This is a genomic window from Streptomyces sp. NBC_00370, assembly GCF_036084755.1.
In the GTDB taxonomy this organism is placed as follows: domain Bacteria; phylum Actinomycetota; class Actinomycetes; order Streptomycetales; family Streptomycetaceae; genus Streptomyces.
Window position 1 is genome coordinate 7310179 of record NZ_CP107968.1, and the last position, 14757, is coordinate 7324935.

General features: G+C 70.2%; 16 protein-coding genes. 11 read left to right on the forward strand and 5 right to left on the reverse strand.

Annotation, left to right across the window (positions count from 1 at the left end):
• Positions 1 to 23 precede the first annotated feature (23 nt).
• The 4 genes from OHS57_RS32400 (at position 24) to OHS57_RS32415 (ending at position 3840) form a co-directional block, all read left to right on the forward strand.
• A complete protein-coding gene (locus OHS57_RS32400) occupies positions 24 to 1241 on the forward strand; it encodes a PP2C family protein-serine/threonine phosphatase (RefSeq protein ID WP_328585218.1) in 1218 nt (405 codons plus the stop codon).
• Positions 1238 to 2824: a sensor histidine kinase gene (locus OHS57_RS32405; RefSeq protein WP_328584210.1), complete on the forward strand. Its 1587-nt coding sequence runs from the start codon at positions 1238 to 1240 to the stop codon at positions 2822 to 2824. Before OHS57_RS32400 ends, OHS57_RS32405 begins: the two co-directional genes overlap by 4 nt.
• An 8-nt stretch (positions 2825 to 2832) precedes the next feature.
• Positions 2833 to 3264 (forward strand): response regulator, encoded by a 432-nt coding sequence (locus tag OHS57_RS32410; RefSeq protein WP_107070225.1) that lies wholly within the window; start codon positions 2833 to 2835, stop codon positions 3262 to 3264.
• A 108-nt stretch (positions 3265 to 3372) separates the two neighbouring features.
• Entirely contained in the window at positions 3373 to 3840 is a 468-nt protein-coding gene (locus OHS57_RS32415) for an ATP-binding protein (RefSeq protein ID WP_041993402.1), read from the forward strand.
• A gap of 30 nt (positions 3841 to 3870) precedes the next feature.
• Here the strand turns inward: OHS57_RS32415 and OHS57_RS32420 are convergent, their stop codons facing one another.
• On the reverse strand, positions 3871 to 5100 hold the full coding sequence (locus OHS57_RS32420) for a PP2C family protein-serine/threonine phosphatase (RefSeq protein WP_328584211.1): 1230 nt from the start codon (positions 5098 to 5100) through the stop codon (positions 3871 to 3873).
• Positions 5101 to 5178: 78 nt separating this feature from the next.
• On the opposite strand from OHS57_RS32420, the gene OHS57_RS32425 reads away from it, so the two are divergent.
• Positions 5179 to 5691: a MarR family winged helix-turn-helix transcriptional regulator gene (locus OHS57_RS32425; protein WP_041993409.1), complete on the forward strand. Its 513-nt coding sequence runs from the start codon at positions 5179 to 5181 to the stop codon at positions 5689 to 5691.
• A 198-nt stretch (positions 5692 to 5889) separates the two neighbouring features.
• A complete protein-coding gene (locus OHS57_RS32430; protein WP_328584212.1) occupies positions 5890 to 6249 on the forward strand; it encodes an STAS domain-containing protein in 360 nt (119 codons plus the stop codon).
• On the opposite strand, the gene OHS57_RS32435 is transcribed toward OHS57_RS32430, so the two are convergent.
• Positions 6217 to 6687: a MarR family winged helix-turn-helix transcriptional regulator gene (locus OHS57_RS32435; RefSeq protein ID WP_041993416.1), complete on the reverse strand. Its 471-nt coding sequence runs from the start codon at positions 6685 to 6687 to the stop codon at positions 6217 to 6219. The two genes, OHS57_RS32430 and OHS57_RS32435, sit on opposite strands and share 33 nt — an antisense overlap.
• A 164-nt stretch (positions 6688 to 6851) precedes the next feature.
• On the opposite strand from OHS57_RS32435, the gene OHS57_RS32440 reads away from it, so the two are divergent.
• Positions 6852 to 7262: an ATP-binding protein gene (locus tag OHS57_RS32440; protein WP_328584213.1), complete on the forward strand. Its 411-nt coding sequence runs from the start codon at positions 6852 to 6854 to the stop codon at positions 7260 to 7262.
• Between the two features lie 111 nt (positions 7263 to 7373).
• Here the strand turns inward: OHS57_RS32440 and OHS57_RS32445 are convergent, their stop codons facing one another.
• Positions 7374 to 9755, reverse strand: a complete 2382-nt coding sequence (locus OHS57_RS32445) for a galactose-binding domain-containing protein (RefSeq protein ID WP_328584214.1) — start codon at positions 9753 to 9755, stop codon at positions 7374 to 7376.
• A gap of 213 nt (positions 9756 to 9968) precedes the next feature.
• On the opposite strand from OHS57_RS32445, the gene OHS57_RS32450 reads away from it, so the two are divergent.
• From OHS57_RS32450 to OHS57_RS32460, 3 genes are read left to right on the forward strand one after another with little or no spacing between them, the layout of a single operon-like run.
• On the forward strand, positions 9969 to 10688 hold the full coding sequence (locus OHS57_RS32450; protein ID WP_041993426.1) for a (Fe-S)-binding protein: 720 nt from the start codon (positions 9969 to 9971) through the stop codon (positions 10686 to 10688).
• A complete protein-coding gene (locus OHS57_RS32455; RefSeq protein WP_328584215.1) occupies positions 10685 to 12127 on the forward strand; it encodes a LutB/LldF family L-lactate oxidation iron-sulfur protein in 1443 nt (480 codons plus the stop codon). Before OHS57_RS32450 ends, OHS57_RS32455 begins: the two co-directional genes overlap by 4 nt.
• Entirely contained in the window at positions 12124 to 12801 is a 678-nt protein-coding gene (locus OHS57_RS32460; protein WP_041993432.1) for an LUD domain-containing protein, read from the forward strand. The genes OHS57_RS32455 and OHS57_RS32460 overlap by 4 nt, the downstream gene beginning before the upstream one ends.
• Here the strand turns inward: OHS57_RS32460 and OHS57_RS32465 are convergent.
• Positions 12782 to 13297, reverse strand: coding sequence for a DUF309 domain-containing protein (locus OHS57_RS32465; protein WP_328585219.1), 516 nt, complete (start codon positions 13295 to 13297; stop codon positions 12782 to 12784). The two genes, OHS57_RS32460 and OHS57_RS32465, sit on opposite strands and share 20 nt — an antisense overlap.
• A gap of 146 nt (positions 13298 to 13443) precedes the next feature.
• On the opposite strand from OHS57_RS32465, the gene OHS57_RS32470 reads away from it, so the two are divergent.
• The gene (locus OHS57_RS32470) at positions 13444 to 14166 is read left to right on the forward strand and encodes a CDP-alcohol phosphatidyltransferase family protein (RefSeq protein ID WP_328584216.1); all 723 of its coding nucleotides are present in this window, start codon (positions 13444 to 13446) and stop codon (positions 14164 to 14166) included.
• Here OHS57_RS32470 and OHS57_RS32475 read toward each other — a convergent pair.
• Positions 14126 to 14599 carry an adenylyltransferase/cytidyltransferase family protein gene (locus tag OHS57_RS32475; protein WP_328584217.1) on the reverse strand — a complete coding sequence of 158 codons (474 nt, stop codon included), beginning with the start codon at positions 14597 to 14599 and terminating at the stop codon, positions 14126 to 14128. The two genes, OHS57_RS32470 and OHS57_RS32475, sit on opposite strands and share 41 nt — an antisense overlap.
• Positions 14600 to 14757 lie beyond the last annotated feature (158 nt).

Here is a 14757-nt window from a genome sequence, read left to right on the forward strand (position 1 = left end):
GTCCCGGACGGCGCCGCCGTGACGTGGCGCTGCCCGGCGTGCCGGCTCAGGACGTCACCGCTGTACGCGGCTCCGTACGGGCCGTGGACGCCGTGCTGCTGCTGGTCGAGGACGACGCGGGCGACGCGCTCCTCGTCGAGGAGATGCTCGCCGACAGCGACCTGGAGTCCACCCTCACCTGGTGCAAGACGCTGGCGGAGGCCCAGGGGTTCCTGCTGACCTGCCCCCAGCCGGTCTGTGTGCTGCTCGACCTCCATCTGCCGGACGTCCACGGGGTGGACGCCGTCACCCGCATCGTGCGCAGCGCGCCGGACGCCGCCATCGTCGTCCTGACCGGCATGGCCGAGGGTGAGACGGGGCTGCAGGCCGTGGCGACCGGCGCCCAGGACTATCTCGTCAAGGGCAGGCTCGACCCGGAGACCCTGAGCAGAGCCGTCCGCTACGCCCTCCAGCGCAAGCAGGTCGAGCGGGCCACAGCGGCGCTGCGGGCCAACGAACTGATGGCCCAGGAGAACGCCCGGCTCGAACGCGGTCTGCTGCCCGTGCCGCTGCTGCGCGGCGAGGACTTCGGCGCCATCGCCCGGTACGAGCCGGGCCGCGTCCACGGACTGCTCAGCGGGGACTTCTACGACGTCGTGCAGACGGCCGACGGCAGCGTGCACGCCGTCATCGGTGACGTGTCGGGCCACGGCGCCGCCGAGGCCGCCCTCGGGGTGTGTCTGCGGGTCGCCTGGCGCACCGCCGTGCTGTGCGGCACCCAGCCGCTGGAACAGGTCCGGCTGCTGGAGGAGATACTGGTCGCCGAGCGCACCGACCATCATCTTTTCGCCACGGTCACCTCACTCGTGTTCCCGCCGGGCCGCCACGAGGTGCGGGTCGTCCGCGCCGGCCACCCGGGGCTGCTCGTACGGCACGGGACATCGGTGAACTGGGAGGAACCGCACGTGGGCATGGCGCTCGGGCTGATGCCCGGCATGGGCCGCTGGACCGAGGCGGTGCTGCCGCTGCCGCCCGACGGGTCGGTGGTCCTCTTCACCGACGGCCTCTTCGAGGGGCGTACGAGCCCCACCACGCGGCTCGGCGAGGACGGTCTGCTGGAACTGGCCCGCCGGCACGGCGAGCTGCCCGCGCAGGCCTTCGTGGACGCCCTGGTCGAAGGGGCGGCCCGCGGGGCCGCGCCTTACGGGGGACTCGCCGACGACGTGGCCGTGCTCCACCTCGGCTGGGACGATGCCCTATGAGTCTGTGGAGCACCGCGCGCACGCGGCTCTCCGTCCAGGGCTGGGTCTGGCTGATCCTCGCGGCCATGGTGCTGGTCGTCTCCTGCTGCGCCGCCGTCGGCAGCGTGCTGCTGTCCCGTACGAACGAGCGCACCGCACAGCTCGTGGACCACATCCAGCCCGCCCGCTCCGCCGTCTTCCAGCTGCAGAAGTCGCTGCTCGACCAGGAGACCGGCGTACGCGGCTTCGCGCTCACCGCCGAACCCTCCTTCCTCCAGCCCTACCAGCAGGGCCGCAAGGACGAGCAGCGGTTCACCGCCAACGTCGCGCGCTTCGTGGCCGGCGACCCGAGGTCCGAGGCCGACCTCGCCGGTATCACCAAGGCGGCGGCCGACTGGCGCAGCCAGGTGGCCGAGCCGCTGATCACCTCCGTGCGGACCCGGGGCGCCGAAGCCGCCTCGGCCGAGCAGCTCACCCGCAGCAAGACGACCTTCGACACGCTGCGCCGCCGGTTCACCCTGCAGGAGGACCACCTCGACGCCGCCAGGGACACCGCGCGCGCCGAACTCAACCACGCGCGCGGGGTCAGCGACGCGCTGTTCCTCACGATGCTGGCTGTCTTCGTCGTCGCCGTCGTGGGCCTCGGCCTCGTCGTGCACCGGATGGTCGGCCGGCCGCTGAGCGCGCTGCGCGCCGCGTCCGACGGGGTGCGCGCGGGCGCCTTCGACCGGCGTATCACCGTCCTCGGCCCCTCCGACGTACGGGCGGTCGGCGCCGCCGTCGAGGACATGCGCGGCCGGCTCGCCGACGAACTCGCCGTCACCCAGGCGCGCGAGGCACTGCTCGGCGAACAGGCCGAGGAGCTGCGCCGCTCGAACTCGGAGCTGGAGCAGTTCGCCTACGTCGCCTCGCACGACCTCCAGGAGCCGCTGCGCAAGGTCGCCTCGTTCTGCCAGCTGCTGGAGAAGCGGTACGGCGAACAGCTCGACGGCCGCGGCAAGCAGTACATCGACTTCGCCGTCGACGGCGCCAAGCGGATGCAGGTCCTCATCAACGACCTGCTCACCTTCTCCCGGGTCGGCCGGGTCCTCGAGGCGTGGCAGACGGTCTCGCTGGACATGGCCCTCGACCGGGCGCTCGGCAACCTCGGCCTGATCATCGAGGAGGCGGAGGTCACCGTGGTCAGGGAGGAGCCGCTGCCCGAGGTGAGCGGTGACCCGACCACCCTCGCGATGCTCTGGCAGAACCTCGTCGGCAACGCGATAAAATTCCGCAGGGCCGACGAGCCGTCCGTGATCACCGTCGGCTGTGTCCGCGAGGAGGACGACTGGCATCTGAGCGTCACCGACAACGGCATCGGGGTCGCTCCGGAATTCGCCGAGAAGGTCTTCGTCATCTTCCAGCGGCTGCACGCCAGGGACGAGTACGAGGGGACGGGCATCGGTCTCGCCCTGTGCCGGAAGATCGTCGAGTTCCACGGTGGCAGGATCTGGCTGGAGTCCGTGCCGGAGGGTGGCACGCGTATCCACTTCACCGTCCCCGTCGAGCCCGACCGCAGCAAAACGACCGAACTTCTCACCACCCTGCCGGGAGCCGCCACGTGACCACCCGCATGCAGTCCATCGAGGTACTCCTGGTCGAGGACGACGCAGGCGACGAGCTGATGACGCGTGAGGCGTTCGAGGACAACAAGATCCGCAACACCCTGCATGTGGTGCGCGACGGCGAAGAGGCGCTGGACTTCCTGTACCGGCGGGGCGACCACACGGACGCGGTGCGCCCCGACCTCATCCTGCTCGACCTCAACCTGCCGAGGTACGACGGGCGGCAGGTCCTGGAGAAGATCAAGACGGACCCCGAGCTGGCGCTGATCCCGGTCGTCGTGCTGACCACGTCGTCGGCCGAGGAAGACATCCTGCGCAGCTACAAACTGCATGCCAACGCGTACGTGACGAAGCCGGTCGACCTCGACCAGTTCATCGCGGCGGTCCGGCAGATCGACGAATTCTTCGTCACCGTGGTCCGGCTCCCGGGCCGCCAGTGAACCCCTTCACGAAACCCGTGGGCATATCCACGGCGTGTGAGGGCAGAAGGGCAACCGGAGCAGGGGGTCCCCGATCACTCTCACCGGTGCCGGGCAGGGCAGGAGCGAATGAACGAACAGATCACTATCGGCGCGGAGTACGCGCCCACCGCGGCGGATTCTGTGCAGCCTTTGCGACGAGCGGCTCAATTCAGTGGCGAACCGGGATGCATAGCCGAGGCCCGGCAGCTGACCGTGCGCTTCCTCCAGCAGCTGGAGGCGGAGTGGCTCGCCGAACTCGGCGGCCGTACCCGTGACGATCTGCTCCTGGTGGTCAGCGAACTGGTCACCAACGCGGAGCGGCACAGCCATGGCCCGTACCTGCTGGAGCTCGAAGGCACGGACCGGCATGTCACGGTCACGGTGTACGACAGCAGCGCCACCCTGCCGCGCCGCTACGAGCAGGACCCCAGCAGGCTCGGCGGCCACGGCATGGAGATCGTCCACGCGCTGAGCGACCGGCTGAGCGCCGAGCGCGTCCCGGTGGGCAAGCGCGTCCAGGCCGTCTTCGACCTGGAGCGCCGCCGCAAGGCCTGAGCCGGGCTCTCAGGCGGCTGCCGGCCCCGGTCAGCTGTCGAGCGCCCCTGGGCCGCCGTACGGGTGCATGTCGCCGCTCGTACCGTCGTCCTTCCTGCCGAACCAGTCCAGGCACAGGACGAGGGCGTCGTCGAGGGACTCGGCGTCCCGGTGCTCCGCCAGCTCCCGCAGGACCGCGCGCGGCACCATCGGCGCGGGCAGCAGGCTCGTGGAGTTGATCGCCCGGCTCAGCGCGCGGTCCCCGTACAGCTCCCCGCGCGGCGAGACTGCCGCGTAGACGCCGTCGCTCACGAACAGCAGCCGGTCGCCCGGCTCGACCTGGAACGTCTGCGCCACATAGTCCGACTCCTCGAACATGCCGAGCGGCAGCTGCGCCTCCAGCTCGACGCGCTCCACGTTCTTGCCGCGCTGGCGCCACAGCTGCGGGGAGCCCGCGTCCACCGCCTCCACCTGGCCGGTGGCCAGTTCGAAGCGCAGCAGCAGCGTCGAGACGTGGGAGGCGCCCCTGTGCTGCTCGTACAGGGCCTGATCGGCCAGCGCCGCCTGGTCGGCGATGCCGATCCCGGCCCTGCGGGCGTTGCGCAGGGCGTTGACCGCGAGGTTGGTGAGCAGCGAGGCCTGGATGCCCTCACCCATGCCGTTGGTCACCGCGAGGGTCAGCGTCTCGGCGTCGGCCGACCAGTCGAAGTTGTCGCCGTGGATCGCGTACGCGGGCTCCAGCTGGGCGCCCAGGGCGTACTCCTGCGCCGCGCAGGCCCGCGCGGGCAGCAGCTCCCACTGCATCTCGGCGGCCAGCGTCAGCCGGTTCACCCGGCGCGCCCGCCGGTAGAGGTCCGTGTCGCGCTCGGCCACCAGGATCTCGTGGCCCAGCAGCTCGGCGACCTCGGTCAGCTCCTCGGTGGTCGCCGCCGTCGAGCGGTCGGCCGGCAGCCGCACGGTCAGGATCCCCAGCCGCTCGCCGCGCACGGTGACCGGCAGATGGTGGTCGACGGCGTCCTTGTGCCTGACCTCCCGCTCGCTCGGCTCCTGGCTGCCGAAGGCGCGCCCCTCGGGCGTGTTGTTCAACGAGAGGGCCTCGTCGGGGCGGTCGGCGGGAATGCCGCCGCCGACCGGCTGGAGCACCGTGAGCCCGTAGTCGACCAGGTGCAGTTGTACGGATGTCGCCCCGTACGCGGCTTCGAGCACCCCGCGTACGGCCTCCACCAGGGCGTGCGGCGCCGCCGTGCGCACCGCTCTCTCCACATCCGCGAGTACAGTCACTTTCGTTCAGGCCTTCTTCGTCCAGGGGCGGATCCGTCCGGGCTGACAAAGGCCCGTGCCGGATGAAAGAGTGGATCGATGTCCCGCTTCACCGGTCAGTCGCGCCAGCGTGAGCAGGTTGCCGAGGCCGCCTGCGCCGCCTCCGAGCTGCTTGAGGTGCTGTGGGGGCGAGGCCAGGACGCCGCGCCCTCGGGGCCCGTATCGCCTTCCCAGCTAAGAGCCCTTCTCGTCATCGAGGAGCACGAGGGTGCCAACCTCAGGACGCTGAGCGAGGTGCTCGGCTCGCGTCCCTCCTCGCTGAGCAGGCTCTGCGACCGGATGGAGGCCATGGGCCTGGTCCAGCGTTCGCCGAGTCCGACGAGCCGCCGGGAGGTGGAACTGAGACTCACCAGGCGCGGTCATGTGGTGCTCGACGAGTACCGGGCCTTCCGCTCCCGTGAGGTCGAGGCCGTGCTGGAGCAGATGGACCCCTCCGACATCATGATGCTCGCCGAAGGGCTCGCCGCGTTCCGTGCCGCGGCGCGTTCCCGGCTGGGCACCGCCCAGGACGGGCCCGGAGAGGCGCAGGACGAGGTCGCGGACAGCGCATAGCTTCATTCGGCCCCATCTCCCGCCCCATGCACGTTACTCTCCGCGCGAAGCGTCGTGCGGAGACAGTGAACAGATTGTTGCTCACCAGAGAATGTTGTCAAATGACAACTATCGCTTCTATCGTGGGGTCAGCGTTACACCGTCTCACCGACAGCTCGAAGGATCTCCGTGCTCCCTCCCGACAGTGCAGGCCAAGTCATGGGACTGGTTGCCGGCCAAGCCGGTGACGCGGTCGTTCTCACCGTCAGTGGTGATCTGGACCTGGACAACATCGCGCCGCTGGCCGGAGCGCTCACCGAGGCCGGCGAGAGCTGTCCCGGGCCCGTCGTCCTCGATCTGTCCGGGGTCGGCTTCGCCGACTCCACGACGGTGAACGTGCTGCTCAAGGGGCGCAGCGAGCTGGGCGGACGGCTGCGGGTCGCCAAGCCCTCCGCCTTCATCGCGCGGCTCTTCGAGGTCATCGGTCTGGGCAGCGCCCTGCCGGTGTACGAGACGGTCGAGGCGGCCCTGGCCGCCCCCGACGCGTCAGGGCCTGTCGCCTCTGACGGCGTCGAGTGAGACGACGAAGGACCGCAGCCCCGCGAGCAGGTCCCGGCGTTCCTCCACCGACATCAGCCGCATGACGGCCGCCAGCTCGGCCGCCCGTCCCGCGAGATGACCGGCCAGCTCGGCCGCGCCTTCCTCGGTGAGCGTGAACTCGACACCGCGCCGGTCCCTCGCCACCGCCGTACGCGTCAGCAGGCCCGCCGCCGCCAGCCGGCCGCAGAGCCGGCTGGCCCGGGGGAGTCCGAGATCGACGGCCTTGGCGAGCCGGGTCAGATTGATCCTGGGGCGCTCCCCGACCACGTACAGCACCCGCAGCCGGTGCGGCAGCAGCTGCGGGTCGAGGGCGACAGCCGCCCGCACCGAGATGTCGGCGACAGTCTCCGCCGAAACCCCGGGGTCGTCGGCCCCGGGCCCTGACGGGACCCGCTCCTCGGGAAGGTGGCCTTCCATGCCACTGCTCTGCCCGCTGAGACCGTTCTCACACGGCGCCAGGGGGCCGGACGGGTGCCCCGGCCGCCACTGGGTTCACTCCGGCACTGTTCGGCGCCGCTCTGCGGGGTAGGCGGAGAAAGGACAGGCCAGAGCCACAGCCCATATCTCCGGGGTGAGCCACGATGCACCATCCGCACGCGAGCGACGACCGGCATCTCCCGTCCGCGGAACGCGACTCCCGGCCGCTCCTCGCGGCCGAGGCACGCGATGCCGCCTACGGATTCCTGGCCGGCCTCGATCCGATCCCTTCCACCCGTACGGCCCAGAATCTGGTACTCGTGGTCTCCGAGCTCGTGACCAACGCGCTGCGGCACGCGGGGGCGGTCACCTCGATGCGGCTGCGCGCCGACCGGCGGTCGCTGCAGATCACGGTGGACGACCCGAGCCCGGCACCGCCCGAGGACCGGGTTCCCGACATCACCGGACGCGACGGCGGCTTCGGCTGGCCGATGATCAAGATGCTGGCCCAGAAGGTCACCGTGCTGCCGGGGCCCGGCGGCGGCAAGACGATCAGCGCTGTCCTGGCCCGCTGAGCCGGTCGGCCGTCCAGTCCGCCGACCGGTCGGCCGCCGTCCGTCCGGGGGCAGCAGTGCGGGCCCGACCTTCGCGGCCGGGCCCGCACGCGTGTCACCGAGTGGTGGCGGTCAGCTGGTGTACGCCTCCAGCTCGGAGAGCTGCGCGGCCGGCCAGCCCGTGTTGCCGGTGAACGTCACCCGTATGTAGCGGGCGGACGTGCCGGGCAGGGTGATGGTCGCCGTGTTGCCGCTCGTCGGGTTGAACGTGTAGCCCGCCGAGGCCTTCAGCGAGGTGAAGGTGTTGTTGTCCGTGGAGCCGAGCACGCTCAGGGTCTGCGTACGGGTGGCCCACGCCGCCGCCGGCGGCAGCTTCAGGACCAGCCGCTTGACGGCCTTGTTCGCGCCGAGGTCGACCGTGGCCGACTGCGGGAAGGCGTTGTTCCTGCTCTCCCAGTAGGTGTTGGCGTTGCCGTCGACCGCGTTGCCCACGCCGTACACATCGGCGTGGCTGGTCTCGGCGATCGGCCGGCCCTGCGCGATGTTGCCCTGGTCGCCCGGGTCGGTGGGCGGGTCCGTCGGGTCGGTCGGCGGGTCGGTGGGCGGGTCCGTCGGCGGGTCGGTGGGCGGGTTGCCGCCCTGTGCGACGCCGCCGTTGGTCCAGATCGGGGTCGGCCAGGTGCCCGTGCAGACCGGCGGGTTGGCGAACCAGCCGGAGTTGCCGGTGCCCTGGGTGATCTGGAAGCCCGAGCCGATGCAGTTGTGGATCGGGTTGGACTGGGCGATGTGGGTGGCCTTGACGTTGGTGAACGAGGCCGTGCCCGGCGCCTGGATCTGCAGCGCGTACGTGCCCGCGCCATCGATCCTGATGTTGTTGAAGTGCAGCCCGTTCGTCGCGCCCTCGATCAGGTGGATCGCGGCGTACGAGCTGTCCAGGATCTCACTGTCGGTGATGTTGATGTTGCCGTTGACCGGCTCGTTGAGTCCGCTGAACCAGACGGCGCCGACGCCGAACTGCCAGTTGAAGTCGTTGTTGCCGGTTCTGATCAGGGTGTTGCGCGCCGCCGTCGTGGTGCCGGAGACGGCCGTGCCCTGACCGGAGTTGACCCCCGGATAGCGGTTGGCGATGTGCAGCCCGCCGCCGTTGGTGATGGTGTCCGCCATCACGTTGTCGGAGATCGTGATGTCCTTGCCGCCGTAGGTGACGATGTTGTTCGCCAGGATCGGCAGGATCACCGTGTTGAACGTGAACTTGTTGTTGACGTTCGGGACGTTCTCCGCCCACATCGCCAGACCGTCGTCACCCGTGTTGCGTACGAAGGTGTTGGTGACCGTCGAGTTGGTGACGCCCATGTGGAAATTGACGCCGTCGGCGGTCTGGTCGAGGATGCGGCTGTTCTTGATGGTGAAGTTGTTCATCGGGCCGTCCATCCACGCCCCGACCTTCGTGTGCTGCATCCACACGTTGTCGACCGTGGAGTCCGACATGGCCCCGCCGATGGCGTTGACCTGGTCGTTGTCCTCGCGCTCCCGGATGTCGCCCAGGATGGCGAAGTTCTTCAGGGTGACGTTCTTGCTGCCGCCCGCGTTGGCGTACTTGCCGTACACCCCGACGGCCTTGGCCCGGTTGGACGGGTCGCGTCCGGTCAGCACGCTGTACCAGGGGCCCGCACCCGCGAGGGTCACCTGGTCGACGACGATGTGGTCGCGGACCTGGAAGGTGCCCTGCGGGATGTAGACCGTCTTGCCCTGGGCCTTGCCCGCGTCGACCGCCGCCTGGATCTTGGCCGTCGAGTCGGCGGCCCCCGTCGGGTCGGCGCCGAAGTCGCTGACCACGTCGAGCGCGCCGGACGGCTTGGCGATGGGCGCCGCGACCGTCTCGAAGTCGGCGAGGTCGATGGTGAAGGTGGGCGACTGCGCGGTGGACGAGACCTGCAGTCTGACCTTGGTGCCGGCCGGCAGCGTCGACCCGAACATCGTGCGGGTCTCGTCGTAGAAGTGGTGCGGGTTGGTGTCGCCCGGGTTGTTGTTGAACGGATAACCGCCGTAGTACCAGCTGTACTTGGAGGTCACCGGCACGCTCTTGAGCTGGTTGCCGTTGACCTTCAGGTCGATGCTGGCGTCGCGTCCCGCACCGTCCGAGGTGTCCGGCAGCGAGTAGCGGAACGACATCGCGTTCGCCGGCGCCGTGAGGGTGAACTCCACGTACTCGCCGGTCGCGTCGAGCGTGACCGCCTGGCGGCCCGAGGCCTCCGAGGGGAGGTGGCCGTAGAGGCGGTCAGGTCCGATCAGGGAGCCGTTGGTGGCGGCGTACTCCGCCTCCTGCTCCTTGAAGGGAACCGTCGCGCCGCGGCCCGGTACACCGACCGGCGAGGGTGCGGGGACCCCCGCCGCCTGGGCGGCGGGTGCGGTGGACAGCACCACCGCCGTGGCCGTCCCGGCCACGGCGAGGGCGAGTGAGACAGATGCGGATATGCCGCGGCGGAACAAGCGGCGTCTAGGGGGAGGCGTCACAGACATACGTCCTTGCGGCTCGTGGGGACTCTGCGGACGCGAAAAGGCTAGGAGCACCAGCGCAGGAAGTCTATGAATCTGCGCAAAAAATGAAGGTGAAAGCAAAAATCCTCGACCTGACAGATCGCGTAGCCCTATTCATCGGATGTCTGATCGAAAGGGTCCCGCGCACCGCTCTTACCCGGGCCACCACCGGCGACATATGCTCCGCTCATGCGTGCCGCTCTCTTTGTCACCTGCGTCAATGACGCCGTGTATCCGTCCACCGGCATCGCGACCGTGCGGCTCCTGGAGCGCCTGGGCGTCGAGGTGGACTTCCCCGAGGCCCAGACCTGCTGCGGCCAGCCGCAGTTCAACACGGGCTACCGCCGCGAGACCGAGCCGCTGGTACGCCGGATGGCGCGGACCTTCGACGGCTACGACTACGTGGTGACGCCCTCGGGCTCCTGCGCCGCCATGGTGCGGAACCACTATCCGAAGATCGGTGACGCGGCCGCCGCCGCGCTCGCCGCGCGCACCTACGAACTCACCGAGTTCCTGGTCGACGTGGTCGGCGTGACGGACGTCGGGGCGTATTTCCCACACACCGTCACCTATCACCCGTCCTGCCACGGGCTGCGGATGCTGGGACTGGGCGAGCGGCCGCGCCAGCTGCTGCGCGCGGTCAAGGGCCTGGAGCTGCGCGAGCTGGAGGGCGCCGAGGAGTGCTGCGGTTTCGGCGGCACCTTCGCGGTGAAGAACTCCGATGTTTCCGCCGCGATGGGCCAGGACAAGGTCCGTCACGCCGTCGCGACCGGCGCCGAGGTGCTCTGCGGCGCCGACAACTCCTGTCTGATGCACATCGGCGGCGTACTGAGCCGCGCCGACGCCCCGCTGCGCGCCCTGCATCTCGCGGAGATCCTTGCGTCGACCGAAGAGGAGCCCTGGTCATGAGCGGCACATTTGTCGGGATGCCCGCCTTCCCCACGGCCGCGAAGGAAGCGGTCGCCAACGAGACCCTGCGCGGCAATCTGCGCCACGCCACCCACACCATCCGCGACAAACGGGCCACCGCCGTCGCCGAACTGGCCGACTGGGCGCAGCTCCGGGAGGCCGGCAAACAGATCAAGGACCACACGCTGCGCCATCTGGACCGCTATCTCGTCCAGTTGGAGGAGTCCGTCACGGCCGCGGGCGGCGTGGTGCACTGGGCGGCCGACGCCGCCGAGGCGAACCGGATCGTCGCCGAGCTGGTCAAGGCGACCGGCGAGACCGAGGTCGTCAAGGTCAAGTCCATGGCCACGCAGGAGATCGGCCTCAACGAAGCCCTCGCCGAGGAGGGCATCTCCGCGTACGAGACCGATCTGGCCGAGCTGATCGTCCAGTTGGGCCACGACCGCCCCTCGCACATCCTCGTCCCCGCGATCCACCGCAACCGCGGCGAGATCCGGGACATCTTCACCAAGGAGATGGGCAACTGGGGACGGGCGGCCCCCGACGGGCTCTCCGACACACCCGCCGAACTGGCCGAGGCCGCCCGGCTCCATCTGCGCGAGAAGTTCCTGCGCGCGAAGGTCGGCATCTCCGGCGCCAACTTCATGGTCGCCGAGACCGGCACGATGGCGGTCTTCGAGTCCGAGGGCAACGGCCGGATGTGTCTGACGCTCCCCGAGACCCTGATCTCCGTCGTCGGCATCGAGAAGGTCGTACCGACCTGGCGGGACCTCGAAGTCTTCCTGCAGACGCTGCCGCGCTCGTCCACCGCCGAGCGGATGAACCCGTACACCAGCATGTGGACCGGCACGCACGACACCGACGGCCCGCAGGTCTTCCATCTGGTGCTCCTCGACAACGGACGCACCAGGACACTCGCCGACGAGGTCGGCCGGCAGGCGCTGCGCTGCATCCGCTGTTCGGCGTGTCTGAACGTGTGCCCGGTGTACGAGCGGGCCGGCGGCCACGCCTACGGCTCGGTGTACCCGGGCCCGATCGGCGCGATCCTCAGCCCCCAACTGCGCGGCACGCAGAGCGACATCGACGCCTCGCTGCCGTTCGCCTCCTCGCTCTGCGGAGCCTGCTACGACGTGTGCCCGGTCGCCATCGACATCCCCGAGGTGCTGGTGCACCTGCGCGAGCGCGTCGCCGACCAGGGCGGCAAGGGGCACCGGCTGGAGAAGGCCGCGATGAAGGCCGCCGGCTGGGTCTTCGACCACCCCCGGGTGATGGCGGCGGGGGAGCGCGCGGCCTCCAGGACCCGCAAGCTCCACCCCGCGAAGCTGCCCGGCGCGAGTGCCTGGACCAACACCCGGGACCTGCCGGAGATGCCCGCCGAGTCGTTCCGCGACTGGTGGAAGAAGAACCGCGAGAACGGCCGGAAGGACACCGGATCATGAGCACCGCGTCAGAGCCCGGCACCTCGCGGGAAAGCACCGTCTCCGGATCGCGCGAGCGGATTCTCGCCCGGATCCGCAGCGCGGTCGCCGAAGCCCCGGAAGCCCCCGAGGCCGCCCGCGACTACCTCGACACCCACACCCCCGACGACCGGATCGTGGAACTGCTCGCCGAGAACCTCGCCGACTACCGCGCGCTCGTCCACCGCACCGACCAGGCGGGGCTGCCCGCCGTCATCGCCCGGCTGCTCGCCGAGCGCGGCGCGCGCACCGTCGCCGTACCGCCGCTGCTCCCCGCGGACTGGCTGGCGGAGTCCGACGTCAGCCGGATCCCGGACAGCGCCGACGAGACGGCCCAGCGGCTGGACGCCGTCGACAGCGTCGTCACCGGCTGCGCCGTCGCCATCGCGGAGACCGGCACGATCGTCCTCGACGGCTCGCCCGACCAGGGGCGCCGCCGGATCACCCTCGTCCCCGACCATCACATCTGTGTCGTACGGGTGCCGGACCAGGTCGTGGCGTCCGTGCCGCGCGCCATGCCCCGGCTCGACCCGACCCGGCCGCTGACCTGGATCTCAGGCCCTTCGGCCACCAGCGACATCGAACTCGACCGGGTCGAGGGCGTGCACGGCCCGCGCACCCTCGAAGTCGTCCTCGTCACGGCCGCCGCAGAGTAGGCGCGAGGGTGGCGGCGTCCACCGCACCGCCGCTCTCCGCGACCCGCGCGGCCAGCTCCCGGGCCCAGTCGATCAGCGCGGGCACGTCGATCTCGTACGTGGGAGCGGTGCGCGTCGCAGCGCTGCCCGCCGGCGCCGCTGCCACGTACCCCTCGATCTGGGCGGCGCCGCGCAGCAGCAGCCGCGCGCCGCCCGTGCTGTTGCCGCGCGCCGCGTGCGTCAGTCCCACGGCGAGCTGCGCCAGCCCCTTCCACAGCGCCCGCTCCGCCTCGGGGCCGGACTTCCACGCGTCCTCGAAGACCTCGTGCGCGTGGAACGGCATCCCCGCTCCGAGCAGCCGCTGCGCCTCGGTGACCGTCTCCAGCGGAGTGCGGACGAGTCCTTCCGGTTGCCGTTCGACCCCCGGTGTCCCGTACGGCAGTGGCCGCCCCAGATCGTCCCGCGGCCGGGCGTTGCGCGCGCGCCCCTCCTGGTCCCGGTCCCGTGTCTCCCGCAGATCGTCGTCCATCCTCCGATTGTCCCTCCTGCGGTGGTCCCTCCGCCCGGCCGGGACCGGGGCCTTGCGGGGACCGGGGCCTTGCGGGGGGCGGGGCAGCTGCGATGATGTTCACGCGACGTGCACACAAATGACCTGGGGGGGACATGGGGACCGTCGGTACGGCACTGCTGGAACTGAGAACGGCCCAGAAGTCGGCCAAGGGAGTCTCGCTCTACTCCCGCTTCGTGAACAGGCCGGTGGGCCGCTACCTGGCCGCCGGATCGCACGGCATCGGCCTGACGCCCAATCAGGTCACGCTGGTCAGCGCGGTGTTCAGCTTCGCCGCAGTGACCGCGCTGGCCGTGGGCCGGCCGTCCTGGGACCTCGGCATCGCCGTCTGGGCCGCGCTGGCCGTCGGCTTCGCCTTCGACTCGGCCGACGGGCAGCTCGCCCGGCTGCGCGGCAGCGGCAGCGCGGCGGGGGAGTGGCTGGACCATGTGGTGGACTGCGCGAAGATCACCGCGCTGCACACCGCCGTACTGATCTCCTTCTTCCGGTATCCCGAGCACTACGGGATACCGGAAGAGGCCTGGCTGCTGGTGCCGCTCGGATTCCAGTTCTCCGCCGTCGTGACGTTCTTCGGCGGCCTGCTCACCGAGAAACTCAAGCCGCGTCCCGCGCCGGGCAGCGCCGCACCCGCGCCGTCCACCCTGCGCGCCGTCGCCCTGCTGCCGGTCGACCACGGCATGTTCTGCCTGGTCTTCCTGCTGCTGGGCGGCGGGAGCTGGTTCCGCTGGACCTACACGGCCCTGGGTGTCGCTTCCGTGCTGTTCCTGCTGGCCTTCCTCACGAAGTGGTTCCGGGAACTGACCGCAGTTCCGCGCTGAACTGCGGCTCGGGCTCGGCCAGTACGTCGAGCGCCCGGCGCAGCTGGGTGCTCGACGTGTGCACGGTGTACGGGAAGTAGACGATCTCGACGCCGACTTCGGCGAAGTCCCGCTCCAGCTTGTCGCCCTTCGGCGTGCCCCGCCAGTCGTCGCCCTTGAACAGGACGTCGAACCGGACCTGGCGCCAGGTCTCCACCTTGTCGGGGACCGTCTCGACGAAGGCGGCGTCCACGTACTTCACGCTCCGGACGATCTCCAGCCGCTCGACAAGCGGAATCATCGGCCGGCGGCCCTTGGCCCGCTCGGCCATCTCGTCCGAGACGACCCCGGCGACCAGGTAGTCGCACCGACTGCGGGCATGTCTCAGGATGTTGAGGTGCCCGATGTGGAAAAGATCGTAAGCACCGGGTGCGTAGCCGACGCGATAAGACATGTTGTTCGTCCTACTGTGTGCCATGAAATGAACCCCCCACGGCGCCGCACCCCCCCGGGCGCGGCTGAAGCTACTGACGATAGCGTGCACATTCCCTTCCGTAAGGGTGAACAATGAGGGCGAGATCAGGTTCACCTCTGGGGGGAAGGGACCGCTTC

Coding starts and splice junctions, on each gene's coding strand:
- OHS57_RS32415 (WP_041993402.1), top strand. CDS start 3,373: ATGAACGAACAGATCACTATCGGCGCGGAGTACGCGCCCACCGCGGCG.
- OHS57_RS32435 (WP_041993416.1), bottom strand. CDS start 6,687: ATGGAAGGCCACCTTCCCGAGGAGCGGGTCCCGTCAGGGCCCGGGGCC.
- OHS57_RS32450 (WP_041993426.1), top strand. CDS start 9,969: ATGCGTGCCGCTCTCTTTGTCACCTGCGTCAATGACGCCGTGTATCCG.
- OHS57_RS32460 (WP_041993432.1), top strand. CDS start 12,124: ATGAGCACCGCGTCAGAGCCCGGCACCTCGCGGGAAAGCACCGTCTCC.
- OHS57_RS32405 (WP_328584210.1), top strand. CDS start 1,238: ATGAGTCTGTGGAGCACCGCGCGCACGCGGCTCTCCGTCCAGGGCTGG.
- OHS57_RS32455 (WP_328584215.1), top strand. CDS start 10,685: ATGAGCGGCACATTTGTCGGGATGCCCGCCTTCCCCACGGCCGCGAAG.
- OHS57_RS32425 (WP_041993409.1), top strand. CDS start 5,179: ATGTCCCGCTTCACCGGTCAGTCGCGCCAGCGTGAGCAGGTTGCCGAG.
- OHS57_RS32410 (WP_107070225.1), top strand. CDS start 2,833: ATGCAGTCCATCGAGGTACTCCTGGTCGAGGACGACGCAGGCGACGAG.
- OHS57_RS32470 (WP_328584216.1), top strand. CDS start 13,444: ATGGGGACCGTCGGTACGGCACTGCTGGAACTGAGAACGGCCCAGAAG.
- OHS57_RS32440 (WP_328584213.1), top strand. CDS start 6,852: ATGCACCATCCGCACGCGAGCGACGACCGGCATCTCCCGTCCGCGGAA.
- OHS57_RS32475 (WP_328584217.1), bottom strand. CDS start 14,599: ATGTCTTATCGCGTCGGCTACGCACCCGGTGCTTACGATCTTTTCCAC.
- OHS57_RS32430 (WP_328584212.1), top strand. CDS start 5,890: ATGGGACTGGTTGCCGGCCAAGCCGGTGACGCGGTCGTTCTCACCGTC.